Origin of the sequence: Nesiotobacter zosterae, from assembly GCF_033843645.1 — a bacterium.
Lineage (GTDB): Bacteria > Pseudomonadota > Alphaproteobacteria > Rhizobiales > Stappiaceae > Pseudovibrio > Pseudovibrio zosterae.
This window is the reverse complement of the sequence record NZ_JAWXVZ010000012.1, coordinates 41,193-67,751: the sequence shown is the minus strand read 5'-3', so window position 1 is coordinate 67,751 and position 26,559 is coordinate 41,193. Positions and strand designations below refer to the sequence as shown.

Annotated in this window: 24 protein-coding genes; 11 read left to right on the top strand and 13 right to left on the bottom strand. The window is 54.8% G+C overall.

Annotated features, from left to right (window positions below):
* Window positions 1-37: 37 nt before the first annotated feature.
* The 5 genes from Q3Y58_RS16760 (at window position 38) to Q3Y58_RS16740 (ending at window position 5,677) form a co-directional block, all read left to right on the top strand.
* The gene (locus tag Q3Y58_RS16760; RefSeq protein ID WP_274217336.1) at window positions 38-325 is read left to right on the top strand and encodes an STAS domain-containing protein; all 288 of its coding nucleotides are present in this window, start codon (window positions 38-40) and stop codon (window positions 323-325) included.
* A complete protein-coding gene (locus tag Q3Y58_RS16755; RefSeq protein WP_319623027.1) occupies window positions 322-699 on the top strand; it encodes a hypothetical protein in 378 nt (125 codons plus the stop codon). Before Q3Y58_RS16760 ends, Q3Y58_RS16755 begins: the two co-directional genes overlap by 4 nt.
* Entirely contained in the window at window positions 696-3,968 is a 3,273-nt protein-coding gene (locus tag Q3Y58_RS16750; protein WP_319623026.1) for a polysaccharide biosynthesis/export family protein, read from the top strand. Before Q3Y58_RS16755 ends, Q3Y58_RS16750 begins: the two co-directional genes overlap by 4 nt.
* Before the next feature lie 23 nt (window positions 3,969-3,991).
* A complete protein-coding gene (locus Q3Y58_RS16745) occupies window positions 3,992-4,693 on the top strand; it encodes a P-loop NTPase family protein (RefSeq protein ID WP_274217339.1) in 702 nt (233 codons plus the stop codon).
* A 105-nt stretch (window positions 4,694-4,798) separates the two neighbouring features.
* Window positions 4,799-5,677: a hypothetical protein gene (locus Q3Y58_RS16740; RefSeq protein WP_319623025.1), complete on the top strand. Its 879-nt coding sequence runs from the start codon at window positions 4,799-4,801 to the stop codon at window positions 5,675-5,677.
* A gap of 10 nt (window positions 5,678-5,687) precedes the next feature.
* On the opposite strand, the gene Q3Y58_RS16735 is transcribed toward Q3Y58_RS16740, so the two are convergent.
* Entirely contained in the window at window positions 5,688-7,160 is a 1,473-nt protein-coding gene (locus Q3Y58_RS16735; RefSeq protein ID WP_274217341.1) for a helicase HerA domain-containing protein, read from the bottom strand.
* Between the two features lie 431 nt (window positions 7,161-7,591).
* Between Q3Y58_RS16735 and trhA the strand changes: the two genes are divergently transcribed.
* Entirely contained in the window at window positions 7,592-8,278 is a 687-nt protein-coding gene (gene trhA / locus Q3Y58_RS16730) for a PAQR family membrane homeostasis protein TrhA (protein WP_319623024.1), read from the top strand.
* 153 nt (window positions 8,279-8,431) lie between these two features.
* Window positions 8,432-9,487, top strand: a complete 1,056-nt coding sequence (locus Q3Y58_RS16725) for a dipeptidase (protein WP_319623023.1) — start codon at window positions 8,432-8,434, stop codon at window positions 9,485-9,487.
* A 77-nt stretch (window positions 9,488-9,564) separates the two neighbouring features.
* Here Q3Y58_RS16725 and Q3Y58_RS16720 read toward each other — a convergent pair whose 3' ends face one another.
* The 4 genes from Q3Y58_RS16720 to Q3Y58_RS16705 all read right to left on the bottom strand — a co-directional run bounded on the left by Q3Y58_RS16720 (window position 9,565) and on the right by Q3Y58_RS16705 (window position 14,950).
* The gene (locus Q3Y58_RS16720) at window positions 9,565-11,187 is read right to left on the bottom strand and encodes an ABC transporter ATP-binding protein (RefSeq protein WP_319623022.1); all 1,623 of its coding nucleotides are present in this window, start codon (window positions 11,185-11,187) and stop codon (window positions 9,565-9,567) included.
* A 9-nt stretch (window positions 11,188-11,196) separates the two neighbouring features.
* Window positions 11,197-12,324: an ABC transporter permease subunit gene (locus tag Q3Y58_RS16715; protein WP_319623021.1), complete on the bottom strand. Its 1,128-nt coding sequence runs from the start codon at window positions 12,322-12,324 to the stop codon at window positions 11,197-11,199.
* A gap of 11 nt (window positions 12,325-12,335) precedes the next feature.
* A complete protein-coding gene (gene oppB / locus Q3Y58_RS16710; protein ID WP_274217346.1) occupies window positions 12,336-13,259 on the bottom strand; it encodes an oligopeptide ABC transporter permease OppB in 924 nt (307 codons plus the stop codon).
* Window positions 13,260-13,363: 104 nt separating this feature from the next.
* Window positions 13,364-14,950: a peptide ABC transporter substrate-binding protein gene (locus Q3Y58_RS16705; protein WP_319623020.1), complete on the bottom strand. Its 1,587-nt coding sequence runs from the start codon at window positions 14,948-14,950 to the stop codon at window positions 13,364-13,366.
* A 407-nt stretch (window positions 14,951-15,357) separates the two neighbouring features.
* Here Q3Y58_RS16705 and Q3Y58_RS16700 point away from each other — a divergent pair, with 407 nt between their 5' ends.
* Together Q3Y58_RS16700 and Q3Y58_RS16695 are read left to right on the top strand one after the other, a co-directional pair.
* Window positions 15,358-17,163, top strand: coding sequence for an ABC-F family ATP-binding cassette domain-containing protein (locus Q3Y58_RS16700; RefSeq protein ID WP_319623019.1), 1,806 nt, complete (start codon window positions 15,358-15,360; stop codon window positions 17,161-17,163).
* Window positions 17,164-17,298: 135 nt separating this feature from the next.
* Window positions 17,299-17,865 (top strand): hypothetical protein, encoded by a 567-nt coding sequence (locus Q3Y58_RS16695; protein ID WP_319623018.1) that lies wholly within the window; start codon window positions 17,299-17,301, stop codon window positions 17,863-17,865.
* Here Q3Y58_RS16695 and Q3Y58_RS16690 read toward each other — a convergent pair.
* The 5 genes from Q3Y58_RS16690 to Q3Y58_RS16670 form a co-directional block, all read right to left on the bottom strand.
* A complete protein-coding gene (locus Q3Y58_RS16690) occupies window positions 17,862-18,890 on the bottom strand; it encodes a helix-turn-helix domain-containing protein (protein ID WP_319623017.1) in 1,029 nt (342 codons plus the stop codon). The genes Q3Y58_RS16695 and Q3Y58_RS16690 overlap by 4 nt on opposite strands.
* 88 nt (window positions 18,891-18,978) lie before the next feature.
* Window positions 18,979-19,677: a pseudouridine synthase gene (locus tag Q3Y58_RS16685; protein WP_319623016.1), complete on the bottom strand. Its 699-nt coding sequence runs from the start codon at window positions 19,675-19,677 to the stop codon at window positions 18,979-18,981.
* Complete coding sequence (locus tag Q3Y58_RS16680) at window positions 19,674-20,705, bottom strand: class I SAM-dependent methyltransferase (RefSeq protein ID WP_319623015.1); 1,032 nt, start codon at window positions 20,703-20,705, stop codon at window positions 19,674-19,676. Before Q3Y58_RS16680 ends, Q3Y58_RS16685 begins: the two co-directional genes overlap by 4 nt.
* A 60-nt stretch (window positions 20,706-20,765) precedes the next feature.
* Window positions 20,766-22,385 (bottom strand): peptide chain release factor 3, encoded by a 1,620-nt coding sequence (locus Q3Y58_RS16675; RefSeq protein WP_274217353.1) that lies wholly within the window; start codon window positions 22,383-22,385, stop codon window positions 20,766-20,768.
* A 246-nt stretch (window positions 22,386-22,631) separates the two neighbouring features.
* Window positions 22,632-22,787 (bottom strand): hypothetical protein, encoded by a 156-nt coding sequence (locus Q3Y58_RS16670; protein ID WP_319623014.1) that lies wholly within the window; start codon window positions 22,785-22,787, stop codon window positions 22,632-22,634.
* 100 nt (window positions 22,788-22,887) lie between these two features.
* Here Q3Y58_RS16670 and gcvA point away from each other — a divergent pair, with 100 nt between their 5' ends.
* On the top strand, window positions 22,888-23,805 hold the full coding sequence (gene gcvA / locus Q3Y58_RS16665; RefSeq protein WP_319623013.1) for a transcriptional regulator GcvA: 918 nt from the start codon (window positions 22,888-22,890) through the stop codon (window positions 23,803-23,805).
* A 112-nt stretch (window positions 23,806-23,917) separates the two neighbouring features.
* Window positions 23,918-24,094, top strand: a complete 177-nt coding sequence (locus Q3Y58_RS16660) for a hypothetical protein (protein WP_274217356.1) — start codon at window positions 23,918-23,920, stop codon at window positions 24,092-24,094.
* Here Q3Y58_RS16660 and Q3Y58_RS16655 read toward each other — a convergent pair.
* From Q3Y58_RS16655 to Q3Y58_RS16645, 3 genes are all read right to left on the bottom strand, one after another.
* Entirely contained in the window at window positions 24,059-24,889 is an 831-nt protein-coding gene (locus Q3Y58_RS16655; RefSeq protein ID WP_319623012.1) for a trypsin-like serine peptidase, read from the bottom strand. The genes Q3Y58_RS16660 and Q3Y58_RS16655 overlap by 36 nt on opposite strands.
* Window positions 24,890-24,933: 44 nt before the next feature.
* On the bottom strand, window positions 24,934-25,362 hold the full coding sequence (locus Q3Y58_RS16650) for a nuclear transport factor 2 family protein (RefSeq protein ID WP_319623011.1): 429 nt from the start codon (window positions 25,360-25,362) through the stop codon (window positions 24,934-24,936).
* A 119-nt stretch (window positions 25,363-25,481) separates the two neighbouring features.
* The gene (locus tag Q3Y58_RS16645) at window positions 25,482-26,276 is read right to left on the bottom strand and encodes a transporter substrate-binding domain-containing protein (protein ID WP_319623067.1); all 795 of its coding nucleotides are present in this window, start codon (window positions 26,274-26,276) and stop codon (window positions 25,482-25,484) included.
* Window positions 26,277-26,559 lie beyond the last annotated feature (283 nt).

Genomic DNA, 26,559 nt, shown 5'->3' with positions numbered 1-26,559 from the left:
GGACCATGGTCGGCAAATAACAACAAGGATCTGAATAATGGCCGAAGTGATTTCCATGCCTAAAGATATGGATGCAGCCGAAATTGACCGCATGCGCGATACGCTCGACAGCCTCGCCAACAAGAAAACAGATGTGACACTGGATCTGGCCGAGACGACCTTCATCGATTCCTCTGGAATCGGTGCGATTGTGTTTCTTTTCAAGCGGCTCAGCATGGCTGGCTGTGAGTTGAAACTTGTCCACGTTTCAGGCCAGCCTCTCAGGCTGTTGAAACACTTGAAACTGACCAACAGGATTACCGTGGAGGGTGATGCAGCCGCATGAATCGGACTCGGGTGTCATGGCCCATGGCGCTGCGATGGGCTGCGCTTATTCTCTTAGTCTCCATGACACCCGGTTGCACCTGGTGGCCCGATTCCGGCTCCGGTGGTGCTGCCGAACGCTTTACAACAGACCAGCGCTCTATCCGCTCCTATGAGATCATCTTAACTGATCTGGAGCGCCGTGGCGCCGACCGCTGGGCGGCTGTGGACATGAAGCGTGCTCGGGCGCAACTGGTCAAAGCCAAGCAAGCTGCGGCTGGTGGCCTTGCCTATGATGCTGAAGAAGATCTTGCACTCCTTTGGTTCCAGCTTCAGGTCATTGAAAAGAAACTGAACCGGCTTGAACAATCTGGCCACACGGCGGTGCGGTCATGAAAGTGCTTGTCCGCTGCGTCTCGGCCTTGCTTGTTCTGCTCTTTGCTGCAACGTTGAAGGCGCAAGACTTGCCAGACAATGCACCTTTGCAAGTTGGAGATCAGATAACAATCTTTCTTCCCGGCGAAGCCGGTTTTGATGAGCCGTTCACCATCCAGAACAACGGCACAATCAATCTGCCGGAAGTGGGAGAAGTGAGCATCACAGGCATGACCCTGCCTGAAGCACTGGAGGCCATACGTGGCACTCTCTCCCGTGCATATCGTCAGCTCGATCAGCTTTCCGTCTCACTGTTCAAACGCAATTTGATCGTCACCGTTCTTGGATACGTGTCCTCGCCCGGAGAATATGTTCTTGACGAAGATGCCAACGTGCAGATTGCGTTGGCAGCCGCTGGCGGCCTTCGTCAGGGGGCGCAGCTTGACAGCATCCAGCTGCGCCGGGGGAGCAACATCGAGCGGTTTGACTACAAGCGCTATCTGGACACGGGCGATCTGCGCTTGATCCCCCCTTTGCAAACGCAGGATGTGATTTTTGTCCCGGCCTCCCCGTTGATTGGCAATGTGCAGATCGACTTTGATGGCCGCTGGCTTGCGGAAGCCGGAGACGCGGCAGACGAACAAACCTCCATCAAGGTGATGGGGGAAGTGAACAACCCGGCCAACTTCGCCCACAGGGACGGAGCGACCATCATTGACTACTTGATGCGGGCGGGCGGCGTGACCCGCTTTGCCAGTGTCGAACAGATCCGGGTGATCAACGGTGACACCCCTGTGCTCTTCAACATGCAGCGCTATCTGGATACGGGAAACAGCACCTTTCTCGTCGACATCGCGCCCGGAGCGACCATCTATGTGCCACTGCAAAAGGACGAAATCCGCGCGGGGCAAAGCACGATCTACGTGATGGGAGAAGTGGCCAAACCCGGTGCCTACGAGGGCCGGGATGACGCGACTTTCATCGACATTCTGGCCAATGCCGGTGGTCCGACACGGTTTGCGGACACACGCAACATTCGCTTGATCCGGTCTGACGGCTCGGTGGAGATGGTGGACCTTGTGGCATTTACAGAGCGCGGTGGTGTTGATTTGCCTGACGTGGCACCGGGAGATGCGCTGTTTGTACCCGAGAAGACTGAGGTGGAGGACACTTCCTGGCTGAAGACCCCTCCAGAACGTGCCATTGAAATCATCGGAGCCGTGAACAGTCCCGGCCGATACGAATGGGCAAATGAAATGAGCCTGTTCGACCTTGTTGCACAAGCAGGTGGCCCCACCGCAGATGCGGATATCGCCAATATCCAAGTGGTCTCCAAGGACGGCGACTGGGCCAACTCCCAACGCTTTGACATGGAGGCTTTTCTAGAGCGCGGTGGCAGCTTTTCTGAAGTGCCGCGCCTTGATGCAGGCTCCATCATTCTGGTGCCGGACCGACGGACTGGCGAGCAGGACCTGAAAGGCCTCATGGTTCGGGTGCTGGGCTATGTGAACACGCCCGGCGAAGTTGACCTTCCCCTTGGTGCCAACATTCAACAGGCCATAACCGCAGCTGGCGGGCTGCGCCAAGGGGCCCAACTTGACAAGATGCAGCTGCGCCGAGCCAACGACCTTCTGATCGTATTCAACTACAAGGAATACCTTGATACCGGCCGCCCTGATGCACTTCCAGACCTTGAAGAAGGGGACGAGGTTTTTGTGCCCTCCAGCCCGCTTACAGGCAATGTGGAGGTGGAGTTTGATGGCCGGACGCTCTCAGAACGAGGGGATGGCGGCGACATCAATACTGCGATCAAAGTGTTTGGTGAGGTGAACACACCCGGCAGCTTCTCGTTTGATGAGGAAGCCACAGTGGTAGACTACCTGATGCGGGCGGGCGGCATTAGCGGGTCCGCCAACATTCAGGATATACGGGTCCTCAGCGGCGGCGAGCCAGTGTTGTTTGATCTTCAACGCTATCTGGACACCGGCAATCTGGATGCCGTGCCAGCGCTGGCACCGGGGGCAACGGTGTTCGTGCCACCGATGGCTGAAAACACGCTCTCCGGAGACAGCTACGTTTATGTGATGGGCGAAGTTGCAGCGCCCGGTGCCTTCACCTATCGCCCGCGCACCTCGTTCATTGATCTTCTGGCCAACTCTGGTGGCCCGACCCGGTTTTCGGACACACGTCAGATCCGCCTCATTCGCGCAGATGGCAGTGTTGAGATGATAGACCTTCAACGGTTTACAGAAGGCGACACGACTGTGCTGCCAGAAATCCGCGCAGGCGACGCGATTTTCGTGCCGGAAAAGGCTGAAACTCAGGAGATATCGTGGCTCAAGGTGCCGCCTGAACGGGCAATCGAAGTGATCGGTGCGGTCTACAAACCGGGTAGGTTTGAATGGTCCCCCGAGATGACGCTTTTTGACATCATCGCGCAGGCAGGTGGACCAAACGCGCAGGCGGACCTTTCCGACTTACAGATTGTCTATCGCCGTGACGGGAGGGCTCAAACTGTTCGGTTTGACGCCGACCGTTTTTTGAAGTTTGGCGGCAGCCTGTCTCAGGTACCACAGCTTGAAGCCAGTTCCATTGTCGTCGTGCCCGAGTTGCCTCAGGACCCAACTGACAACAAATCTCAATGGGTGCGGCAGGCACCTGAAGATTCGATCTACATCATGGGTGCGGTGGGTGCGCCAGGCCGCTACGCTTTCAACGACCAGATGCACTTCCTCGACATTTTGAACGCAGCGGATGGCCCCCGCGTTTCGGCGGATCTGCGCAATGTGCGCGTAACCCATCGCAGTGAACCCGGCGCGGTGGTCAGCAAGGTCAATCTCGCGCTCTATCTGGAAACAGGGGATGACAGCATTTTGCCCCACGTGCGCAATGGGGACCTGATTTATGTGCCGGATCAAGACCGGCAGTGGCTGGAAATCCCGAAGGAGACCACCGTGCGGGTACTGGGCGCTGTCGGATCGCCGGGGCGCTATGAGTACACCAGTGACATGACCATTCTGGACTTGCTGGCAGAAGCTGGGGGACCACAAACCGACGCTCTGGTCGAGAAGATTCTGATCGTGAATCTGTCTTGCTGTCGAGATCAAGCCCGCCTGTTCAACCTTCTGGATTTTGCGAAAACAGGCAACATGAAGCAGCTGCCGGTGGTGCGGCCCGGTGATACCATCTTCGTACCGGACGTTTCCCGGAGCAACTGGCGGCAGGTCTTTGACAAGTTTCAGGATATTGTCTCTGCACTCAGCGTTTTTGCGCTGTTTAGCGGCCTCTAGCGACAGGCAGGAGGACAGCCCCCATGGATATGTTTGACCCTTCAACCCTTGAAATCGAGCGGATCTACGCCTCCAGCTTGGGGCTTGGTTTACGGACCATCGGAGTTACAGCTACGACTTGGGACAGCGGGACCACAAGCCTTGCCAAGTCCCTCGCCTCACGTTCTGCCCTTGCAGAACAAAAAACACTTTACGTGGATCTCACAACACCCGTTCGCGCGGAAGGCGATCCTAGTGAGGGGGAGTGGCAACCGCATCTTTCAGGCCCCGGTCAGGCCATTCAAACCGGCGGAGATGAACCCTATGACCGGCTGATCCTGCACGCTGACTTGAAGGATGCAATGGCAGTGCGAGACCGCGACCGGCTCAAGATTGCCTTTAACAGCGACCTCATCCGATATCGCGCCATTGTGGTGGACCTGCCCCCTATCCCCCGCTCCAATCCTGCAGCGCTTCCTTCCAACATCGGCGCTGCCTCCTGCGAGGGGATCGTGCTGATCGGCCTCGTTGGGGCTGTTACAGAGGAAACCCTGAGCCAAAGCTACGAAGCCATCCGCGCCACCGGAACCCAGTTGCTTGGCATGGTACTGAACGACCGCGATGCGCCGACTTTAGGTCAAGAGATGGCGCGTGAGGCCCTGAGGTTCCGCCGTGTCTTCCCATGGCTTGCCAATGGGCTTGCAAGCAAGGCTTTGAAGTCGAAGCTTTTGAACTCCCGTCCATAACCCGGCCGCGTCTCTTGCGAACCCACGGCGACACCAGATAGACTGCAGCGCATCACAGCCAGCCTTCGCCAGCTATTAACACGCGCCAGACGACCGGGATCCCTGATGCGAGGGTATGCAGACGCTTCGAAGCACCAAAAAGACGATGAGCGGTTCAACCCAGAAGCCGCCAGCCTTCCCTATCGGTTTACCGAGCTGGTGGAGCGCTCTGCGCCGGGTGCCCGACCGCTTCTTGAGAAGCGGCTGATTGTTCCCTACAGCGGCATGGCCGCAATGGCAGAGCTTCGCGACTACGACAGCCTAGAACGCAACTGCTCTGCATGGATCCAGCCACTTCTTCAACATTTTACGGAGGAGCGCGGGGCTACAACGGTAAAGATTGCAGCCTCTCAAGCGCTCAAAAGCTTGGCGCAAAGCCTGCTCAACCGCGTGGTCGTGAACTACCTCTTGACCGGCCGTGCACCACGCGTTGGCGAACTGCGCTTCCTTCCAAGAGGCAAAGCGCCGTGGATAGAGCTGTTTCTGGATCCTCGTATTATGCCTGAGGAAGTGGACTTTGACCCGGACAAAGGACCATCAGAACTGTTTCAGCTCTCCATCACGATCGAGAACATCGTGAACGTCCTCCACGCGGAGCTTGGACGTCGCAAGACACCGAAGCCCGTGTTCTTCTCAAGTGTTGCACTCGCCATCTTAAGCCCCCTCATGGTCGCCCGCCGCCATGGTGCGCATCCTCAAGAGGTTGCCGCCCTGATGCGGCGATTGCTGCCCGCACTTGGAAAAGACATCAACTCAGGCGTTGTTTGGCGACAACGGTTAGTTGATGGGCGAACGGAGTACGCCCCTCGGCGCAAGGCCTGTTGCCTCAAGTATGCGCTACCAGACAAGCCCCATTTGTGCTCCACCTGTTCGCGCAGACCAGAGACACTGTTCTTTGAGAAGGTTCCCGCGCTCGGCGGCCATGACACCGCCGACGGTCGCTAGCCGGTCTCTATCAAGAGGCCAGTTTTGTCGCGGTTTGACGGCCCAAGTCCGGCAGAGTGACAATGCGATTACCGCGGAGGTCGCTTGCGCAAATGATGAAACCGCGCTCTTCCATATGGGTCAGAAGCCAGCGGGCTCGCCCCGGAGACCTGGTGCCATAGGCCTTGGCGATTTCCAGATCTGCCGGGCATGGTTGCTCGGCAAGCGCGGCTTTCGCCAACAGCAAATAGACGCCGCGCATTTCTTCAGGCAACTGCGAGGCGACAATCTCCACCTGCCCCCAGTCCCCCTCTGCAACTTCCTTCTTATCCACGCCAGCGCGCGCCACAGAGAGCAGACGACGGAACCTTGGAAGGTCTGGGCACTTGATGCGCTCAATTCGGCACCGCACTTGAAAGTCCTGATAGAGCTGCGATACCGGCTGGAACGCTGCATCGGGATCTTCCAACATGCTGGCCAGGATTTCTTCCAGTTGGGCGTTTTTTTCCTCAAGGTTGAAGAGGTCTTCCGGGTCGGTTTCCGGCTCAGCCTGTGCTGCCTGAATTTGCGCTGCGGCAGTGCGCGAGAGCTGCTGCATCACATCCTTTGCAGAAGGAGCAGCAATGCGGTTCGAATGCAGGACCGGGTCATTTTCAGAAGCCGTAAAAATAAGTTCGGCGGCATTGTCGGTCTGCTGTTCCGGCAGCGGCATGAGCTTGGTGGAACCATTTCGGCCCGAAGTGACCACCTCGCCGATTTTAGCCCGTTCCGGACGGCGAGAAATTGCCGGCCCCAAGGCGATAAAGTGACCACGGTCCAGGTTTCGGAATTGCTCTGCCTGACGCCGCTCCATACCGAGCAGGTCTGAAGCGCGCTGCATGTCGATATCAAGGAAGGTACGGCCCATGAAGAAATTAGTTGCTTCTGCAGCCACATTCTTCGCCAGCTTTGCCAAGCGCTGGGTCGCAATTACCCCTGCAAGGCCGCGTTTACGGCCACGGCACATGAGATTGGTCATTGCCGTCAGAGATAGGCGGCGCGCTTCTTCGCCGTAATCCCCGGCGCCGCTTGGTGCAAACAGCTGCGCTTCATCCACGACCACCAGGACCGGGTACCAATAGTTGCGGTCGATATCAAACAAGCCATTCAGAAACGCAGCCGCCGCTTTCAACTGCTTGTCCGGTTCCAGCTCTTCCATATTCAGGATGACAGAAATGCGGTGTTGGCGCACACGGGCAGCGATCATGGTCAGTTCCCGCTCGCTCATGGTGGCGTCAATAACCACGTGGCCGAAGTGGTCCGCCAGCATCACGAAGTCACCTTCCGGGTCGATGACGACCTGCTGAACCCACGGCGCACTCTGCTCCATCAACCGTCGCAGCAGATGTGACTTTCCTGAGCCAGAGTTACCCTGAACTAGAAGGCGCGTCGCCAGTAATTCTTCCAGATCGATTGTTGAAGAAGTGCCGTTTGGCTTAGTCCCCATTTCGATCGTAACTGTCATGTACCTTCTCTTTCAGCAGCGCGTTGGAACCGGCAATGATAGCGTGCCGTCTCCGGCCAAACAGGATTTCCTGAGCGGCGCGGCACACCAAGAGCTGTCCGTGCGATTGCGTTGCCACGGGAGCTCAACTTCAAAACCTTGGAATCTGCGCTTGGGTGCGCTCGCAGCCTTTATGCCAGCAAACGGCACGATTCGAGGAGGGGAGATTAATCCAGCTGTTGATGACAGCTCAAACCTGCCCACATACCCACAGGAGATGGTGTCGTGCCTCATTGTTCACCGGCGAGATACCATCATTGGATAAACTGCCGCTAGGTGACGCGTTCGTCATGAAATCAACATGAGAGCTGCGCAATATCAAACCTCGACGTTTGACCTATTCATGAAAATGGCAGTTGCCCCTGCCACTTGTTTTTGGCCTAAATGAACGTATGACCAGATCAGATCTTATACCGGTTGCTCCCCGACATACTCCGAGAACAGAGACCAGAGGCGAACTCATTGCCGATGGGATCATTCATGTGTTGGGCATTGCACTAGGAGCCGCAGCAACAACGGCATTCATCATTTTGCTCTGGTCCTATGAAGACCCGGCGCGAAAGATCAGCATCTTCATTTATGCTGGTTGCCTCATGACCATGTTGATCTGTTCGGCTACCTACAACATTTTGGCCAAGGACAATCGTATCGGCATTCTCAGGCGCTTGGATCACTCCGCGATTTTCCTCATGATTGCCGGCACTTACACGCCGCTCTGCCTGATGGTTCTCGGGGGCTGGACTGGCGCCATCCTGCTGGCGGTGGTCTGGGCGGGTGCTGTTGCGGGCGCCACCATCAAGATCTTTCACATGCACCGATTTGAGCGGCTCACCGTTCCGATCTATCTCGCGCTCGGATGGGCGGCAATTTTCGCTATTGTCCCGCTGTATCAGCAAGCTTCAACTGCAGGGTTCGTGTTTCTGGTCGTCGGCGGCGGCCTATATACTGTCGGCACGTTGTTCTACGTCTGGAAAACCCTGCCCTATCAGAACGCCATCTGGCATGGTTTCGTTCTTAGCGCCGCCATATGCCATTTTGTATCAATCCTGATTGATACGGTCGTGCCGGTTCTGGCCTAGGCAACTTGCAGTAATTTCACCGGCTTATTGAAATTCTCTCACCCAAAGACAGCATTGCGCCTTTGGCAGGGCTTCCGCTACAACTGAGTGCTCCAACCAAAAACTGGGAGCAGACCCAATTTCTCCCATTTCGCTTCCGGAGCCACTCCCCGCATGACTGCTTCAACACCAAAGATCTTTGACGGCCATAACGATACGCTCTTGAAACTCGTCATGCATCGCGGCACCAAGAAAGAGCGCAGCTTTTTTGAGCGCGTGGACTACGATCATATTGATCTGCCGCGCGCAAAAGAAGGCAACCTCTGTGGCGGCTTCTTCGCCCTGTGGGTACCTTCGCAGCGCGACCTCAAAGCCGATATGGGCACAGCCCACGATGATCCCTCAAACTTCTCCTGTGTGCCGCAAGAGACCGCTCTGGCCTATACCAGCCAACTGATTTCGCAGGCCGTCCAAATCGAACGCGCAGCCAAAGGAGAGGTCATCCTATGCCGCTCCACCCGAGAAATCCGTGAGACTGCCGCGCAAGACAAGTTTGCAATCCTGCTTCACATGGAAGGTGCGGAAGCAATTGATCCGGATTTTGCGGCGCTGGATATGCTCTATGAGGCCGGGCTGCGGTCCATCGGACCGGTTTGGAGCCGTCAGAACATCTTTGCAGACGGTGTCCCAATGCGTTTCAACTCTTCGCCTGATACGGGCTCTGGCCTCACTGAGAAGGGACGGGAGCTGGTCAGACGCTGCAATGACATGGGCGTGATGCTGGACATGTCTCACATTACCGAAAAAGGGTTTTGGGACGTGGCTGCCTTAAGCACAAAGCCGCTTGTCGCCACCCATTCCAACGTCCACGCCATCTGCCCACACGCCCGCAACTTGACCGATAAGCAACTCGCAGCGATTGCCGAGAGCAAGGGCGTGGTCGGGATAAACTTCGCCGTTAGTTTCCTGCGCGAAGATGGCAGCTGGAGTGCAGACACACCACTGGACATTATTGTGCGACACGCCGCCTATCTTGTTGAGAAGCTAGGTGAAGATGGGGTCGCGCTCGGCTCCGACTTTGATGGCTGCCGCGTGCCGAAAGATCTGAAAGATGCCAGTGGCCTGCCCCGCCTGATTGATGCCTTGCGAGCTGCAGGCTTTGGGGAAGAACTCATCGAGAAGATCGCGCACAAGAACTGGTGGAGTGTGTTGGAGCGGACCGGCATTTAGGCGCAGACCAAGCAGCGTTCTCACCAAACGAAAAACCCGGCACAAGGCCGGGTTTTTATTCACTATTGCATCAGATCTCAAGCAACAACAGGCTCGTCATGCTTGAGAACGGCAGCCTCGACCAGTTCCTGGGTATAGGCCTGCTGCGGATTGCTGAAGATCTCAGCGGCTGAGCCCTGCTCCACAACAACACCCTTCTTCATCACCATAACGGTGTCCGACATGGCACGCACAACAGCCAAATCGTGAGAAATGAAGAGGTATGTCAGGTTGTGTTCGTCCTGGAACTTGCGGAGCAGTTCGACAACCTGCTTCTGGATTGTGCGGTCCAGCGCGGAGGTTGGCTCGTCCAGCACCACAAGTTTTGGCTTCAACACCATGGTACGCGCGATGGCGATACGCTGACGCTGTCCACCCGAGAACTCGTGCGGATAGCGATTGCGCATGCTTGGGTCCATGGACACTTCTTCCAGGGCCTGACAGGCGTAGCGGTCACGCTCAGCAGCGGAAAGGTGCGGTTCATGAACCAACAAGCCTTCCGTGATGATCTGGCCTACCGTCAGACGCGGGCTCAATGAACCAAACGGATCCTGGAAGATAAGCTGCATTTCCTTGCGCAGCGGACGCATTGCACGCCGCGTTGCCCCGGAAATGTCCTTGCCCATATAGACCACGCGGCCCTTTGAAGGCAGCAACTGCAGCACGGCACGACCAAGCGTGGACTTGCCTGAACCGGACTCACCCACGATGCCTAGGGTCTGACCTTCACGCACCTTCAAAGAGATGTCGTTTACGGCCCGCAGAACGTGTTTTGGCATCAAGAAACCGTTTTCGGTCTCAAACTCCACACGAACGTCGGTAGCATCCAGCACCAAAGGCTTTGTGTCCGGCACAAGATCTTTGCGCCCTGTTGGCTCAGCATCCAACAACATGCGCGTATACTCATGCTGTGGGTTGCCAAAGATCTCTTTGGTGTTGCCTTCTTCAACCACTTCACCCCGGCGCATCACGTAAACGCGGTCAGAGATCCGTTCCACGATGCCCAGATCGTGGGTGATGAAGACGACAGCCATGCCGAGACGCTTCTGCAGATCGGCCATCAGGTCAAGGATTTGAGCCTGAGTGGTCACATCCAGTGCGGTGGTTGGTTCGTCCGCAATGAGAATGTCTGGGTCGTTTGCCAGTGCCATTGCGATCATTACGCGTTGGCGCTGCCCACCGGACATTTCATAGGGATAAGCCTTCACCTTACGTGCAGGCTCAGGAATGCCAACCAGCTCGAGAAGCTCGACGGCTCGCTTGCGAGCGCTCGCCCATGTATATTCACCGTGCTCGACCATTGGCTCGCACAACTGACGCTCAATGGTGTAGAGCGGGTCAAGCGATGTCATTGGCTCCTGGAAGATCATTGTGATCTTCGCGCCACGGATCTTGTTGAGCTTGCGAGAAGACAACCCAAGAATGTTGTTGCCTTCATACTTCACGCTGCCTGAGGTCCGGCCATTTGACGCGAGCAGGCCCATGGCCGCCATCATCGTCTGGCTTTTACCAGAGCCGGACTCGCCCACGATCGCAACGGTCTCGCCCTTGTCGACGTGGATGTTGATGCCTTTAACGGCATTAACGGTGCCGGTGTTGGTCTCGAAATCGACTTTGAGGTTCTCGATTTCAAGAACAGTGTTTTCGTTTACTGTACTCATCCAGCCCTCTTATCGATCTTTCGGATCCAACGCATCGCGCAGACCATCACCGATGAAGTTCAGCGCAAACAGCGTGGAAGTGAGGAACAGGGATGGGAAGATCAGCATCCAAGGCGCACCCTGAAGATTACGCGCACCTTCTGAGATCAAAACACCCCAGCTGGTCATTGGCTCCTGAACGCCCAGTCCCAAGAAGGACAGGAAGCTTTCCAGAAGGATTACCTTTGGTACCAGAAGTGTCATGTAGACAACAACAGGGCCAAGGGTGTTCGGGATGATGTGACGCTTCAAGATACCGCCACTCTCAACGCCCATTGCTTCCGCAGCCTGAACGTATTCCTGACGTTTGATGGAAAGCGTCTGACCGCGCACAATACGCGCCATATCCAGCCATTCCACCGCACCCACGGCTATAAACATCAAGACGAAATTTCGCCCAAAGAACACCACGAGCATGATCACGAAGAAGATGAACGGCAGTGAGTAGAGGATATCTACCACGCGCATCATGATCAGATCGACCTTGCCGCCGAAGTAACCGGAAACGGTACCGTAGATCACACCAATGGAAATCGCGACCAAGGTTGCGAGCAAACCAATGGTCAGAGATACACGGCCAGCAATCAGGGTCCGGGTGAGCATGTCACGACCGTTCGCATCCGTACCGAAGTAGAAATGCATGTACTGAATGTCAGCAGTTACAGTAGCGCTCTTGCGGTCCTCAGAGTAGTTGATGATCTGAGTATTTTCGAAGATGTCAGAACGATCGAAGCGACGGGTATTGCGCTCATCAATTTCACGACGAGAAGTGACTTCGGCTTCCACCTTGCCATCAACAACCTGATAGCTCTCTACATTCAGTCGTGCGCGCTTGGCGACAGACATGAATGCAGGTTCAATCTGGTCCTGTCGCGGGTAGGCTTCCAGGCTGGCTGGCACCTTGACGTAGTCACGGTAAACCGCGTCGTACTCGTGCGGAGCCAACATAGGACCAATGATGGACAAGATCGTGATGAAGATCAGAACAACGATCGAAGTTACCGCAGCGCGGTTGGCCTTCAATCGGTCCTTCGCATCGTCCCAAAGGGAACGCCCTAGCTCTGGCGTTTCTTTATTATTAGTAGAGGTAACACTCATTTGCGGGAACCTCAGTCGAAGCGAACGCGCGGATCAAGCACTGCATAGAGCAGATCCACGATCAAGTTGAAGAGGATAACGAAACAAGCCACAACAACTACGGTACCCATGACGAGGGTGTAGTCGCGGTTCAAAGCGCCTTGTACGAAATAGCGGCCGATGCCCGGGATACCGAAAATGGTCTCGATCACAACGGAACCAGTCAGGAGCGCTGCAGCTGCAGGGCCGAGATAGGTTACCACCGGCAGGATCGCGCCGCGGAGTGCGTGGACCACGACAATGGTGTATCCAGACAAGCCATAGGCACGAGCAGTGCGTACGTGGTTTGAACGCAGGGCTTCAATCATTGAGCCGCGTGTCAGACGTGCAACAATCGCGATCTGTGGCAGCGCCAATGTCACCACCGGCAGGATCTTGTTCACGAAGGCTCCACCGCCCCAACCGCCGACCGGCAGCCAGCCCCAGTAGACGCCGAGAACCAGCGTCAGGCAGGGCGCGACCACGAAGTTCGGAATAGTCACACCGAACGTCGCAGCAGTCATGACGGAGTAGTCGACGCCTTTGTTCTGCCGAAGGGCAGCAATGACGCCAAAAAAACCACCAATTACAAGAGCAAGGGTGAGCGCACCAAGACCCAACTGCATAGAAATAGGCAGGCTTTGCGCAAAAAGTTCATTGATAGAAAAATCTCGGAAGAAGAAGCTCGGCCCGAAATCGCCGGACAATACACTCTTCAAATAGATGAGGTACTGCTCCCAGAGAGACTTATCCAAATTGTAAATCTTGTTCAGATTTTCCATTACCTTAGCTTCGAGCGGACGCTCCAGATCGAAGGGACCACCTGGCGCGATGCGCATGAGGAAGAAGGAAATGGTAATAATCAGAAACAAGGTCGGTATTGCGCTGAGCAGACGGCCCAGAACATAACGCAGCATGGCCCTGTATCTCCAATTGTTTATAGTTTTGTTCAGTGCCTGATAACAAAGGAACCGGCCACAGTGGGTGCCACCATGGCCGGTCCTACTGAACTTACTTTACGTTATTCAGCAATAGAGATGAAGCGGCTTGGGTGGATGTCCAGCAGGTTATCCTCGAAGCCACTTACGCTGTCCGCTACGATGTTCTTGGAACCGTAGAACATGAGCGGGATGAATGGCAGGTCACGCATGAAGAGCGTTTCTGCCTGCTTCAGAACTTCAGCGCGCTTTTCAAGATCCAGAGTCACTGCTGCCTCATCCATGAGAGCATCGAATTCTGGGTTTTCGTAGCGAGCGTAGTTGAAGCCAACGTTGTCACTCTCAACCATGAACAGGAAGTTCTGTGGGTCAGAGTAGTCACCAATCCAGCCAGCACGTGCCACATCGAAGTCACCACGGTCACGCAGGTGCGCATAGTGGGTCTTGGTGTCAGTGTTGAGCAGGGTTACTTCAACACCGAGAGGCTTCCACATGTCAGCAATCGCAACTGCTGTGTTCTTGTGGTTTTCAGAGGTGTTGTAGCGGATTTCGATCTCGAGTGGGTTAGCTTCGCTGTAGCCCTTCTCTTCCAGGATCTTCATTGCCAGTTCTTCACGGTCCAAGAGGTCCATGTCGGCCCACTCAGCCAGTGCTGGCTCACCGTAGTTTGCAATTCCTGGAGGAATGAAGGAGTAAGCAGCAACCATGGTGTCGCCCCAGATTTCCTCTGCGAGGAACTCACGGTCGATTGCCATGGAAAGAGCCTGACGTACTTCAGGGTCTTTGGTTGCTTCAGACTCATGGTTCACAGCGTAGTAGTATGTGCCGAGGTATGGCGCTACGTGGAACTGGTCACCAAAGGTTTCCTTGATGAAGTCGATCTGCTCGAGCGGAACGTCGTTGTTGGTGTGCAGTTCGCCAGCCTGGAAGCGACGCAGAGCAGCGCCACGATCTTCGGTTGGGTAGAACTTGACCTTGTCGACCTTCACGTTATCAGCGTCGTGGAAGTGTTCGTTCTTCACAACGGTGATGGAGTCGTTTGGTGTGAAGTCTGCAAGAACAAAGGCACCATTGGTTACAATGTTTTCTGGCTTCACAAAGTCACTGCCGAACTTCTCGACGGTTGCAGGGTGGACTGGAAGACCAGTCTGGTGACCCAGCAGATCAATGAAGTAAGGCGTCGCTGCTTGCAGCTTGATTTCGAGTGTCGCGTCGTCGAGCGCCTTAACACCCAGCTCTTCAGGAGCCAGCTCGCCGGTGTTTACCTTCTCTGCATTGAAGATTGGGTAAAGGACGTTCGCGTACTTCGCGCCAGTCTCTGGGGTCATGATGCGACGCAGAGAGTATTCAAAGTCGCCTGCAACAACTGGATCGCCGTTGGACCACTTTGCGTCTGGGCGCATTTTGAAAGTGTAGACCAGACCATCTTCGGAAACAGTCCAGCTTTCAGCTGCGCCCGGGATGATTTCGCCTTCTGCAGAATATGCTACGAGGCCTTCGTACATATCGCGCAGAATGTGTGCTTCATAGGTGGTGGAGGTTTTGTGCTGGTCCAGAGTTTCTGGATCAGCTGAATTGCCGCGGTGATAGACAACTTCAGCGGCTGCTGTCAGCGACGTGGCTGCAACCAACGCTGCTGCGAGAGCTGTCATGCGCATGGACTTGATCATTAAGATCTCCCCTCTCCTTAATTCTAACTATTTGCCCCTTTGTTACCCGGGCAGCGGCGCCAAGATTCCACTGTTGGCCCGCCTTGGCAAGAGACAACAAGGGCTTTTATTTAGATTTGGAACGCCTTCGATTGAAAACATTTCAAAATTCGACACCTAAAAGGCGTCTTTGTTTCCCTTTTCCACACGCGCAAGGGAGGAATAACCCCTACACCCCATGTAGATCGCAGAAAAGTTCTTCAGATTCCAGCACCGCGAATCCGAGCGACGAGCCCACTAATTTACCGGTGTTTTTCCGCGATATTGTATCCTCAATCGCTTTCTTTGGCCCGGCAATGTGATAGATGAAGCCTGCGAAACCTATATACACTGTCCATGCAAATTACATAAAGCCGGGGTTTTAACATATGGCGCCTCCTCTCCTGCATATCCGCGACATCCACCTGACCTTTGGGTCAACGCCTCTGCTGACGGGTGCAGAGTTGCAGGTGGGCGAAGGTGACCGGATCTGTCTGGTTGGGCGCAATGGCTCCGGCAAGTCCACTCTTCTGAAGGTCGCAGCCGGCTTAGTAGAACCAGACAAGGGCGAAACCTTTTTGCAGCCCGGCACAACAGTGCGCTATCTTCCTCAAGAACCTGATCTAACAGGCTTTTCAACCAGTCTTGAGTATGCGGAGGCTGGCCTTGCACCAGGTGATGATCATTACCGCGCACAGTACCTTTTAGAGGTTTTGGGTTTGACCGGCCGGGAAGACCCAGCCACACTTTCCGGTGGAGAGGCGAAGCGAGCAGCAATTGCCCGAGCCTTGGCACCAGAGCCTGATATCCTGCTTCTGGATGAGCCTACCAACCACCTTGATCTCCCAGTAATCGAGTGGTTGGAAACTGAATTGCGGCAGATGAAGTCCGCAATCGTACTTATCTCACACGACCGACGTTTTCTGGAAAACCTGTCGCGAGCGACAGTCTGGATAGATCGCGGGCTCTCCAGACGCCAGGAAGAAGGCTTCTCCAAGTTTGAAGAGTGGCGTGACAAGGTTTTTGAAGAAGAAGAACGGGATCAACAGCGCCTCGACCTGAAGATCAAGCAGGAAGAGCACTGGATGACTTATGGCGTGACCGCACGTCGCAAACGGAACATGCGCCGCGTTCGTGAGCTGGCCGATCTTCGTCAAAAGAAGCGCGACTACAAAGGTCCCCAAAGCGGCGTCAAGATGGCGGCGACGGAAGGGGAAGTCTCGGGCAAGCTGGTTTCTGAAGCGAAGTCAATCAGCAAGGCATACGAGGCCCGCCCTATTGTAAAAGACTTTTCAATACGCATTCAAAGAGGGGATCGTGTTGGCTTTGTCGGCCCAAACGGGGCGGGAAAGACGACTCTCTTGAAAATGCTGGTGGGCGATCTGGAGCCGGACAGTGGCAGCGTCCGTCTTGGCGCAAACCTTCAGATGATTACGCTGGACCAAAAGCGGGAAAAGCTTGACCCAAATGACACGCTGGCCAGCGCCATGACCGGTGGGCGTGGGGATACCGTCATCATTGGCGACACTTCCAAACATGTCATGAGTTACATGAAGGACTTCTTGTTCAAACCGGAACAAGCGCGTACGCCGGTGCGCGTGCTTTCGGGCGGGGAGCGCGGTCGCCTGTTGCTGGCCCGCGCCCTGGCTATGCCGTCCAACGTGATGGTACTCGATGAGCCAACAAACGATCTGGATCTGGAAACGCTTGACCTCCTGCAAGAGCTGATCGCCGACTATCAGGGAACCGTTTTTCTTGTCAGCCACGATCGCGACTTCCTTGATCGCATCTGCACCTCCGTCATCACCATGGAAGGGGATGGCAAGTGGCAAGAGTATGCTGGCGGCTACTCGGACATGATCGCCCAACGGGGAGCGGGTGTTGACGCCAAGAAGGTGCAGAAGTCTGAAAAACCCAAGAAGGACAAGGGGGAAAAGCCGAAGGAAGAGAAGGTAAACAGCAAGAAGAGTTCCCTCACCTTCACCCAGCAACACCGTCTAAAGGCCCTGCCAGAGGAAATTGACTCGCTGCAGCAGAAGATTGCCAAGCTTCAAAAGGAGCTTGAAGACCCTAACCTTTTCACTGGAAACCCTGAGCGCTTCCACAAAGTGACCGAGGCCGTCGGCAAGGCCCACGAACAGCTGGAAACCTTGGAAGAGGAATGGCTTGAGCTGGAAATGCTTGCGGAAGAGTAGAGCACAAGCCCCCCAAACTATCCTTCCTTTTTCGTGATTGAGGACCTTGAATGGTCCTCATTTCGGTTTGAGGTCGATGCAATTGGGCATTTGGGTGTTTTCTGTTCCCATCACATTTGATGAAAGGAACTCCCAATGCCAAAACTTCGCTACATCCTCCTCGGCACAACTACCTTGATCATTAGCGGGCTGGTCACGCTAAGCCTGACCGGCACCTCCGCCATCTCCGAGGAGATTGACGCCAGCCAAGCCTCATCCCTGGCCCTTGTGGGTGACAGCATCGCCGTGGCGATTACCACCAAGGACGATGACCACAAGAGCGTTGAGGTTCACACCAACGATTACAAATGGTGCGACCTGAGCGCGAAACTCTTCTCAGAAGGGGATCGGGTAGTGGTGCGGATGGAACGGTCGGCCTGGTCTCGCTTCGGATGGTGTGACCCGGAAGCGGAAATCGCCATTCCATCCGCATTTAATCTGGACGTGGAGCTGGACGCCATTGCCGCTAACCTGACCGGCTCCTATGAAGCTGTCCGGATCAAAGCCGACAGAGGTGTTTTGCGCTTCAATGGGACCGCCAGTACCTTTGATATGGTTGCAGATGCTGCAGTGGTTTACCTGAATTTCCTCAGCCACATGGCGCTGGGTTCGGTAAACATTGACGTAGACAAGATTGTCTCCAGCATCAGCTACCCGGACTAAGCATCAACATTGCGGGAATGGGCTCGATAAGCTGAAGGGCTCATTCCTGTTACGCGCTGAAATTCCTTGTTAAAGTTCGATTTGGTGGTGAAACCGACTTCGAACATGATCTGGGTTATCGTTGCCTTGGTTTCTTGAAGCAGCTTGCAGGCTTCACGCACACGATACCCATTTACGAATTGCGGCACATTCTGCTGCTCCAAGGCATTGACCGCCTCGGAGATCTGCCTGCTTGGAATGCGGGATGCCTTGCTCAGCATTTCGAGGGAAAGGTTCTCTTTCCTGTAGAGCCTTTCACTCTCCATAAGCGCCTTCAACCGCTCAAGAGCTGAAACCAGCTCAGGGTCAGTGCGTGGCAAAGCAGCACTGCTTGAAGCATCGCTCGAATGCACGGATCGGGTGGTTACATATAGATACAGCGCAACAAGAGAGCAGAGCATCGTGAGCGTTGCAGCGGTTACGAGTGTAGGCGCGTTCCGCCCTCCTGAAACCGCAAAATCTATCGCCACTGCCGTATCCACAAGCGCTGACACAACAAACAAAACACCTGCGCTCAAGAATGCCAGTTTGGCTGGCATAACCATATGAAACGGCTGTTTTTCTGCCCAGCTCAGATCACCGTGTCTGGCTGCCTGAACCAGCGAAACACCGAAGCTTAGATAAGTGAGCGCAATGATTAGGTCTGGCCCGACACCCCACCCAACCAGATAGGTGGCATACATCGCCAGTGCGAGCGCAACGATCAACGCCGAAACCCCGGCCAGCAGACGGACGCTTACCGGTTTCATGAGATCTTGCAGTGAGGCCCATGTGAGTGGAGGAAGAGCAATGGCCACGAGGGCCAGTGTCAGTGGAGGCAAAGCGCTGATGCCCCAATTGATCCCCACCAGAACTGACTGGGCGCAATAGAACAGAAGCGTTACCAGAAACAGGGAACTGAAGTGGCGCCCCCCTGCTCCCCAAAGACGCAAAAGGACGAGCCCAAGAAAAATCGCCGTCAGAAAAGGAAGTGGAATGCTTGGCAAAGTAAGGCCTCCAGGTCCCGAAAAAAGTAACCGTCCCCCAACGAGAGGCAAGCGCTATCAGCGGTTGATGCACAGGCTCCTGACAAGCTTATCCGATCACAAGCGCCTTTTCGTCTTCCGACAACACCTTCCACTCACCGGGTTTGAGGTCGCCAAGCATAAGATTGCCAATTCGAGAACGGTGCAGATCGGTGACATGATTGCCCGTTGCGGCAAACATGCGGCGAACCTGATGGTAGCGGCCTTCGTGAAGCACAAGGGTTGCCGTGTGTTCACCAGTAATTGTCAACTCGGCTGGCTTGAGTGGCTTGTCCTCCCCCTCAAGCATCATGGTGCCACTGGCGAAAAGAGTCGCTTCGGTGCCGGATAAAGGACGGTCGAGCGTAACCTCATAGAACTTGGGCGTTTCAGTTTTGGGTGAGATCACCTTGTGCAGATATTGTCCATCATCAGTGAGCAGAAGAAGGCCAGAGGTTTCCTTGTCGAGACGACCGATGGTGGAGATCGCAGGCTTTCTAAGTTTGAAGCGATCTGGAAACAGGTCATAGACCAGTTTGCCCGGGTCCTTCTTCGAACAGGTTACACCCAAAGGTTTATTGAGGAGCAAGACTGATCCTTGGGCAGGATCAAGCGGCTCATCGTCAAACAGGATCTCTTCGTGAGGCAGTTTGCTGTCCGCCTTGATCGGGGCGCCTTGCATATCTGTCACCCAACCATTGCGGATAGCCTGCTGCATTTCCTTGCGCGAGCCATAGCCAAGATTTGCAAGCACCTTGACCAGTCTCATCGGCGTGCCTTTTTGGCTTGGATAACCTTATACCCCTGCTCATCCGCGATGATCTCGAAGCTCTCAAAATAGCGGTCAAGCGTGCTTTCATAAGGCAGGTGGCGGTTTGCCACCATGTAAAGTGATCCGCCCGGCTTCAACCCCTTAGAGGCAGCGACGATAAACGCTTGCCCAAGGTCTGTACGGTCTGCTTTACCGGTGTGAAACGGTGGGTTCATCACCACAAAATCGTAGGAATGTTTCAAGCCTCTGGTAACGTCAGCCCAGTGAAACTCAACCGGGATTTTCGGCTCAAGGCGGCCGATATTGCCAGCTGCAAGATCAAGCGCGCGCTTTTCAGCCTCGTAAAGATCAAGTGCGGCCAAACTTGAACATCGCTGCAAGATTTCGGTCGAGAGATAGCCATAGCCCGCGCCAAGATCTGCCACACGCCCCTTCAGACCTTCAGGGAGCTTGGAGACAAGCAGCTTTGAGGCCGGATCAATGTGATCCCAAGAGAAAATGCCCGGACGGCTGGTGAACCTTCCATCTTCAATCTCCCGCGGCATGTCGAGCTGAAGCCATTCGTTTAGAAGACCGCCATCAAGCGTATCCCGGGAAACGGCGGCCCAGAACACACGGCACTTGTGCTTGGAAAGCTTGCCATCCAGTCCTGCCAGTTTGTTCAGATCCGCTTCGCAGGACTTGGCACCTTCGGTGTTTGACACGCACGCAACAACAAAGCCACCATCACGGGTCGTGTTGACCGCATGGGCCAAAAGGGCGCGAGCCTCCTGTTTCTGCCGGGGTGGGAGCACGAGAGTTATCTCAGCTGCCTCAACTGGCGCTTCCACCAGCTCCAGCCCAGCGCGGGACAGAATGTCGGCATCTGGCGCGAAGGACTGTTGGCACACCAGCGCGCTTCCAAACACCTCCTTCAGTTTTGGCGAAAACCTTGCCCTGAGGAACAACACCTTGCCGCCCTCAGGCACATCCAAGCTGTCGTTTTCAAAGGGTAGAAGAAGCGTTTCAAGTGCAGGATCAAGCATAGACGTCAAGCTCTTAAGAAGGGAGAGCGAAAAGGCCAGCACGGTGCTGGCCTTGTTGCACTAGTCGGCGGTGTAAACGATCTCACGCGTTTCTCGGAACCGGATATCTGGGTTCTTTTCACCCACATAGGTCACTTCCCACGCGTTCTTGAAAAGATAAACAGGCTTGTCATCGCGGTCGAGTGCCACGTGCGCACGGTTGGTTTCAAGGAACTTGTCGAGCTTCTGGCGGTCATCGGCCTCTGCCCAACGCGCGGTATTGTACATGACCGGCTCGAAGCCGATTTCCGTTTGGTATTCCTGCTTCAAGCGATCCACAACAACGTCGAGCTGAAGCACACCAACCACACCTACAATCCAGTTGGTGCCAATAGAAGGCTTGAAAATCTGCACAAGGCCTTCTTCTGCAAGGTCTTCAAGGCCGCGTCGCATTTGCTTAACGCGCATGGTGTCAGTCAGGCGAACACGGCGCAGGATCTCAGGCGCGAATGCGGGTAGCCCTGTGACGTGGATCTCCTCGCCCTCAGACAACGTGTCACCTACACGCAATTGGCCGTGGTTTGGCACCCCGATCACATCGCCCGGGAATGCGGTTTCTGCAATCTCTCGTTCTTCCGCGAAAAAGAAGATTGGCGCGGAAACCGTAATCGGCTTGCCAGCACGGACGTGTTTGAGTTTCATGCCGCGCTTGAACGTTCCAGAACAAAGACGCACAAACGCAATACGGTCCCGGTGCTTGGGGTCCATATTGGCCTGCACCTTGAAGACGAAGCCTGTTACCTTGCCTTCTTCCGGTGTGATGGTACGGCCACCCGTTGCAGGCTGAGCGTGCGGCGGCGGCGCATAGTCTGCAATGAAGTCCAGCACCTGGTCGATGCCGTAGTCACGAAGAGCTGAGCCAAAGAACACCGGTGTCAGGTGGCCCTCAAGGAAGGAATCCTTGTCAAACTCTGAGTAGCCTGCACCGCCAAGTTCCACATTCTCTTCAAGATCATCGCGAATGTTGTCAAACAACTCGCCAATCAGTTCAGGGTCTTCAAGACCTTCCACTGGTTTGATGGTGTCCAGTGGGCCACCACGGCCTTCCGTTGAAGTGAAATAGCGGTTGCCGATGTGATCGTAGACACCGAAAAAGTCCGAGCCCATGCCCACGGGCCAGCTCATTGGCGTCACATCAAGGGCCAGTGCCTCTTGAATCTCGTCGAGAATTTCGAGCGGATGGCGGCCTTCTCGGTCAATCTTGTTGACAAAAGTGATGATGGGAATGTCACGCAGGCGGCAAACCTCAAACAACTTTCGGGTCTGACTCTCAATACCCTTCGCGGCGTCGATTACCATGATGGCCGCATCAACAGCTGTAAGCGTGCGGTAGGTATCCTCCGAGAAGTCTTCGTGGCCCGGCGTATCGAGAAGATTGAAGATGATGTCGTTTCGCTCGAACGTCATCACGGAACTTGAAACCGAAATGCCACGTTCCTGTTCGATCTTCATCCAGTCAGACCGTGCGCGGCGACGTTCACCACGAGCACGGACTTGACCGGCAGCACGAATGGCACCACCACCAAGCAGCAGCTTTTCCGTAAGCGTTGTCTTACCCGCATCCGGGTGAGAGATGATTGCGAAGGTGCGGCGCTTCTCGTATGGCAGCAGATTTTTCGCGCCAGCAGGTGCTACGCTCATATGGCCTCCTTAAGCAGGCTACAATCCTGCTGGATATCAAGGCAGGTCTTGGCCGCCCAAGGCGGCGCGCGCCATCCGCGCGTCAAACCTGCAGAAACTTTTGTTGAAGGCCTCTTACAGAATGTGGCTTGTTCACGCCAGCCCTTCTCTGGATTTTTTCATTATCTTTGCACCCGTATACCCAACAGCAATAGGCACCTGATGACTGATCGCTGCGCACCAATTGTTTATGTATTGGCGGGCCCCTCAGCCCACCAGAGAAAAGAACTGACGCCGCATCCATGACAGAGCGCCCCACGCCGCCTGCGAGCGGGCCTGTCGCCCCTTCATGACAAGCGTGCCAATGTGCTGACTATAAGTCGCTCTCTGCGATGTTTCGTGTGTGTTCAGACCTGTTTGCATCGTGATGTTCCTTCTGTTCGACATCACTACAAATATTTCCTAGACGCGCCTTCGACAAACGCTTAATTTTGAAGCTTCGGATCAAATTTTTTGAGGCGACATGGACGACCGGCTCCCTCCTCTAAACAGCTTCAAGGTTTTCGAATGTGTCGCGAGGCACATGAGCTTTTCAAAAGCTGCTGTAGAAATGAACCTCACCGCTTCAGCCATTAGCTACCAAGTTAAAACACTCGAAGAGCAGCTGGGGGTTCAACTGTTTGAGCGGTTCAACCGGGCGATTGACCTGACACCTGCGGGCCGCCAGCTCCTGCCCGGTGTGGAAGCTGGACTGGAGCAGTTTCGTGAGGCGGTTGCCCGGATTACGGGAAAGGGGCAGGACTCCATTCTTGTGGTCTCTACCGGCCCTGCCATCGCCGCCAAGATTTTGGCACCGCGAATTTACCGCTTCATGGACGCCTACCCGGAAATCGAGTTGCGCCTTTCAGCTAGCCTCGCGCTGGTCGATTTTAATCGGGATGAAGTAGACCTTGGCATGCGCTTCGGCCCCGGGCCCTATCCAAAGCTGCATTCGGAATCCTTGGCACGAGAGATCGTTTTCCCGCTATGTGCCAAACGGTTGGCTGAGCACCTGCAACATCCCAGAGATCTAGAACAAGCGCCGCTTCTGCATGATCTCGCAATGGAGAACATTGCCGGGACCCCACGTTGGCCGGACTGGCTTGCGGCGGCGGGTCTGCCCAAAGCCGACTGGTGGAGGCGTGGCACACAGTTCAGCCATGCAGATCACGCACAAAACGCGGCTCTGGAGGGTGCGGGCGTCCTGCTCGGCAGGAGCATCCTTGCCGCGGGAGACATGCGCCTCGGCTTGCTGCATCGCCCGTTCGAACTCTCCTTGGAGATCCCTGCACAATACTGGCTGGTAGGGCTGGAACCGACATATCAAAAGGACAAAGCACGAAAGTTCCGCGATTGGCTTCATGCCGAAATGGCAGAACTAGCAGCTGAACGAAACGGATAATCCTCTGCACGAAAGCCTGAAGACAAGTTTCAGACAGGTCTGTTCTGGCACATGCCACTGTGATACGTCGGAAGCCTTCTTCCTTTACTTCAATCAGAAACGGATCGATTTGATGAGACTTTCCGCTCCAAGCTTTATCGTGTTCATTCTGGCGCTTGCACTTGGCGTAATGGCTCTGCTCAGTGCCGTTGGCGGCATCTACATTCCGGTGATCACCGGTAATACCTTTTGGGCGATGACCGGTGGCTGGGGCCTATTGGTTCTCGGCAGTATCTTCAAGGGCGTTTAATTCGACCCTAAAATTGCAGCTGTTTTCCCCCTCAAGATTGGGCCATGAACTGATCGGAACCGCGATGGAGTACTTGTCCTCCGTCGCGCCGATCACAACGGCAGCCACACGCGCCTTCCCCTCCACTTCAATCAAAGCCGGACCGCCAGAGCCGCCATAGTTGGTGTTGCAGTTGGTTAGCCAAACACCTTCCTGCTCAGCGACAATTTCGCAGCCGCTGTGCGCCGATGGCAGGTAGGGTCGGTCACGGTAGTAGCCAACACTGGTGAAATCAGGCCCGGAACCCTCCAAACCACCAGTCTCAGAAAGATCGACCGTCTGCACAACGGGGACATCAAGCGGCTTTGTCAGGTAGATGAAAGCAATGTCCTGCAATGTTTCGGCGAGCATTGGCTTTCGTGCGAAACGATAACCTTCGGGCATGGCTACGCAACGCGCTACCGCGTGTGCCAAGTGCTTGTCGCGGCGCACACCGGCTACAAAATGGATTTTGTTGGCAGGAAAAGGCTTGGTGGTGATGCGATTGAAAACGCAGTGGGCTGCAGTGAGCACCACATCAGGAGCGACCAAAGTTCCCGTACACATAGACGTGGAACGAAACCCCGCGACGTTGATACGCCCAATGGAACTCCATGGCGCATCCCAGGAATCTATCATTTCTCGCTGATCTTCGCCTCGGATACCTGGGAATGGATCTGGTCCAATCGCCTGAGCAAGGCTGGAGACCGGCTGAAGAACAAGACAGAAAAAGCATAGAACTGCTGCGCCCAAAGGCCTTTGCATCTCAACCGCCATAAGCTGCATCTCCCAAACTGAACAACAAAACCCTTGATACGGCGTCAGCTTGCAAGGGTACGGTCCCCTTCATCGAAGCGCTTTTGGAAGCGCAAGAAATCGATAGACCACTGCCCTCCCGTGTAAACCAACGATATGTCGAAGATGCCATAGAGTTTGAAGAACTTGTCGGCGTCCGCTCTGGGGCCAAAGTATGTGCGGGCGGAGTACAGCCGAGCACAGGCTTTTTGCTCCTGAGATTCAACAATGATGTTGCTGATGTAGTGAAGGCTCCCATCAAACTGGCCCAAGAACGCCTTTAGATGGTCAACAGCTTCGGTCGGCGCCAGATCTTGAGCTCCCCCCTTGCACCAGTATGGATCATCCAGATGAACCGGATTGGTCAGAACTGCTTCCGCCATTTTCCAGTTCCGATCATCCAGGTGCTGAAAAAACGCGTTTATGCGATTGGCTATGGTGTGGGCAGTGTCCATTGTTCGCTCAGATCGGTGACTGTCGAAGGTGAGAGCCACTATACATGGCTCCTTGGCGATCCAAACATCTTAAATCTTATAGCTTAGTAGGCCATTCGGTCTGAATGGAGCGAAGACCGCTAACGACGCCTGAGGTTCCACTTTTTCGCCAGCTCTTTGAAGTAGCCCCGCTCTTCTTTGAAGCGGATCCATGAGTTCACATAGTTGATCCAGACCTGATCGTTGCGAGGCAGCATCATTCCCACAGGCGTGGGAGCGCGGGGCGCTTCCACCGGCACGATCATCAACTCTCTATGTGCTTCAATCAGTTGCAAGGCTTCCACGTCCGATGTGATGTGGGCATCAGCGCGGCCAGCCAGAACTTCCTCATAGTCGCGGCGCGGTGTCACCACAATCCAATGTCGCGCGAGAGGAAAAAACTCTTTAATCAGCTGTTCTTGACTGGTCCCCAATGTGGCAGCAATCGTAACGCCCGGTTGGTTCAGATCTGCCCAAGTGTTGAACCTGCCATCGTTGGCTCGCAGTGTCAGCGGAACGGTTGCGAGCGAAAAGTAGCTCTCTGAAAAGGCAACTCTGGCTGCTCTGGCCGGAGTTAGGCTGGCCGACGTGGTAATATCATAGTGTCCGGCATGTAGCCCCTTTGTCAGATTACCCCAGTCCATTCGGACGTACTCAATCGAAACACCAAGATCCTTAGCAAGTTCGCTTGTTAAATCAATATCATAGCCGATATAGCCGCCATTTTCCGGATCGCGCACCGACATGGGCAGCCAATCCCCGGTGGTTCCCACACGCAACACGCCGTATTGGAGGATACGATCTAAAACAGTGTTTTGCCCCCAAGAGGAAACTGGTTGCAAAACCAACAAAGCGAAAAAGCCAAGGAGTACAGCCTGCCGAAACTTACATACCATTTTAGAGACCACGTGTTTCAAATCTGAAAGGTCCTTCGGTTTGCTGCTTAATGGCACGACAGCGCGCATAGCCAAGCTTCCCGGAACACAAATTACCTTAACGTAATCATTCTAATATGAATATTGCAAAGATGCAGATTTTCTACAACTCACGCTTTTCTTCCCAAACCATGCCATCTCAAATTATGCAATATTCAATATACGAGAAATGTTCATCTAAACTCCTCTGCTTTCAAACAAAACTAGACGCTCTCGAAGTGAAGTTTACCTAATCACACCCGAA

What these genes read in the sequence shown, in the direction of transcription:
- Q3Y58_RS16700 (WP_319623019.1), top strand. Translation starts at nt 15,358, where the DNA reads ATGGCGCCTCCTCTCCTGCATATCCGCGACATCCACCTGACCTTTGGG.
- Q3Y58_RS16755 (WP_319623027.1), top strand. Translation starts at nt 322, where the DNA reads ATGAATCGGACTCGGGTGTCATGGCCCATGGCGCTGCGATGGGCTGCG.
- Q3Y58_RS16675 (WP_274217353.1), bottom strand. Translation starts at nt 22,385, where the DNA reads ATGAGCGTAGCACCTGCTGGCGCGAAAAATCTGCTGCCATACGAGAAG.
- Q3Y58_RS16685 (WP_319623016.1), bottom strand. Translation starts at nt 19,677, where the DNA reads ATGAGACTGGTCAAGGTGCTTGCAAATCTTGGCTATGGCTCGCGCAAG.
- Q3Y58_RS16715 (WP_319623021.1), bottom strand. Translation starts at nt 12,324, where the DNA reads ATGAGTGTTACCTCTACTAATAATAAAGAAACGCCAGAGCTAGGGCGT.
- oppB (WP_274217346.1), bottom strand. Translation starts at nt 13,259, where the DNA reads ATGCTGCGTTATGTTCTGGGCCGTCTGCTCAGCGCAATACCGACCTTG.
- Q3Y58_RS16735 (WP_274217341.1), bottom strand. Translation starts at nt 7,160, where the DNA reads ATGACAGTTACGATCGAAATGGGGACTAAGCCAAACGGCACTTCTTCA.
- Q3Y58_RS16650 (WP_319623011.1), bottom strand. Translation starts at nt 25,362, where the DNA reads ATGGACACTGCCCACACCATAGCCAATCGCATAAACGCGTTTTTTCAG.
- Q3Y58_RS16695 (WP_319623018.1), top strand. Translation starts at nt 17,299, where the DNA reads ATGCCAAAACTTCGCTACATCCTCCTCGGCACAACTACCTTGATCATT.
- Q3Y58_RS16655 (WP_319623012.1), bottom strand. Translation starts at nt 24,889, where the DNA reads ATGGCGGTTGAGATGCAAAGGCCTTTGGGCGCAGCAGTTCTATGCTTT.
- Q3Y58_RS16725 (WP_319623023.1), top strand. Translation starts at nt 8,432, where the DNA reads ATGACTGCTTCAACACCAAAGATCTTTGACGGCCATAACGATACGCTC.
- gcvA (WP_319623013.1), top strand. Translation starts at nt 22,888, where the DNA reads ATGGACGACCGGCTCCCTCCTCTAAACAGCTTCAAGGTTTTCGAATGT.
- Q3Y58_RS16680 (WP_319623015.1), bottom strand. Translation starts at nt 20,705, where the DNA reads ATGCTTGATCCTGCACTTGAAACGCTTCTTCTACCCTTTGAAAACGAC.
- Q3Y58_RS16745 (WP_274217339.1), top strand. Translation starts at nt 3,992, where the DNA reads ATGGATATGTTTGACCCTTCAACCCTTGAAATCGAGCGGATCTACGCC.
- Q3Y58_RS16760 (WP_274217336.1), top strand. Translation starts at nt 38, where the DNA reads ATGGCCGAAGTGATTTCCATGCCTAAAGATATGGATGCAGCCGAAATT.
- Q3Y58_RS16720 (WP_319623022.1), bottom strand. Translation starts at nt 11,187, where the DNA reads ATGAGTACAGTAAACGAAAACACTGTTCTTGAAATCGAGAACCTCAAA.
- Q3Y58_RS16660 (WP_274217356.1), top strand. Translation starts at nt 23,918, where the DNA reads ATGAGACTTTCCGCTCCAAGCTTTATCGTGTTCATTCTGGCGCTTGCA.
- Q3Y58_RS16705 (WP_319623020.1), bottom strand. Translation starts at nt 14,950, where the DNA reads ATGATCAAGTCCATGCGCATGACAGCTCTCGCAGCAGCGTTGGTTGCA.
- trhA (WP_319623024.1), top strand. Translation starts at nt 7,592, where the DNA reads ATGACCAGATCAGATCTTATACCGGTTGCTCCCCGACATACTCCGAGA.
- Q3Y58_RS16750 (WP_319623026.1), top strand. Translation starts at nt 696, where the DNA reads ATGAAAGTGCTTGTCCGCTGCGTCTCGGCCTTGCTTGTTCTGCTCTTT.
- Q3Y58_RS16670 (WP_319623014.1), bottom strand. Translation starts at nt 22,787, where the DNA reads ATGCAAACAGGTCTGAACACACACGAAACATCGCAGAGAGCGACTTAT.
- Q3Y58_RS16645 (WP_319623067.1), bottom strand. Translation starts at nt 26,276, where the DNA reads ATGGTATGTAAGTTTCGGCAGGCTGTACTCCTTGGCTTTTTCGCTTTG.
- Q3Y58_RS16740 (WP_319623025.1), top strand. Translation starts at nt 4,799, where the DNA reads ATGCGAGGGTATGCAGACGCTTCGAAGCACCAAAAAGACGATGAGCGG.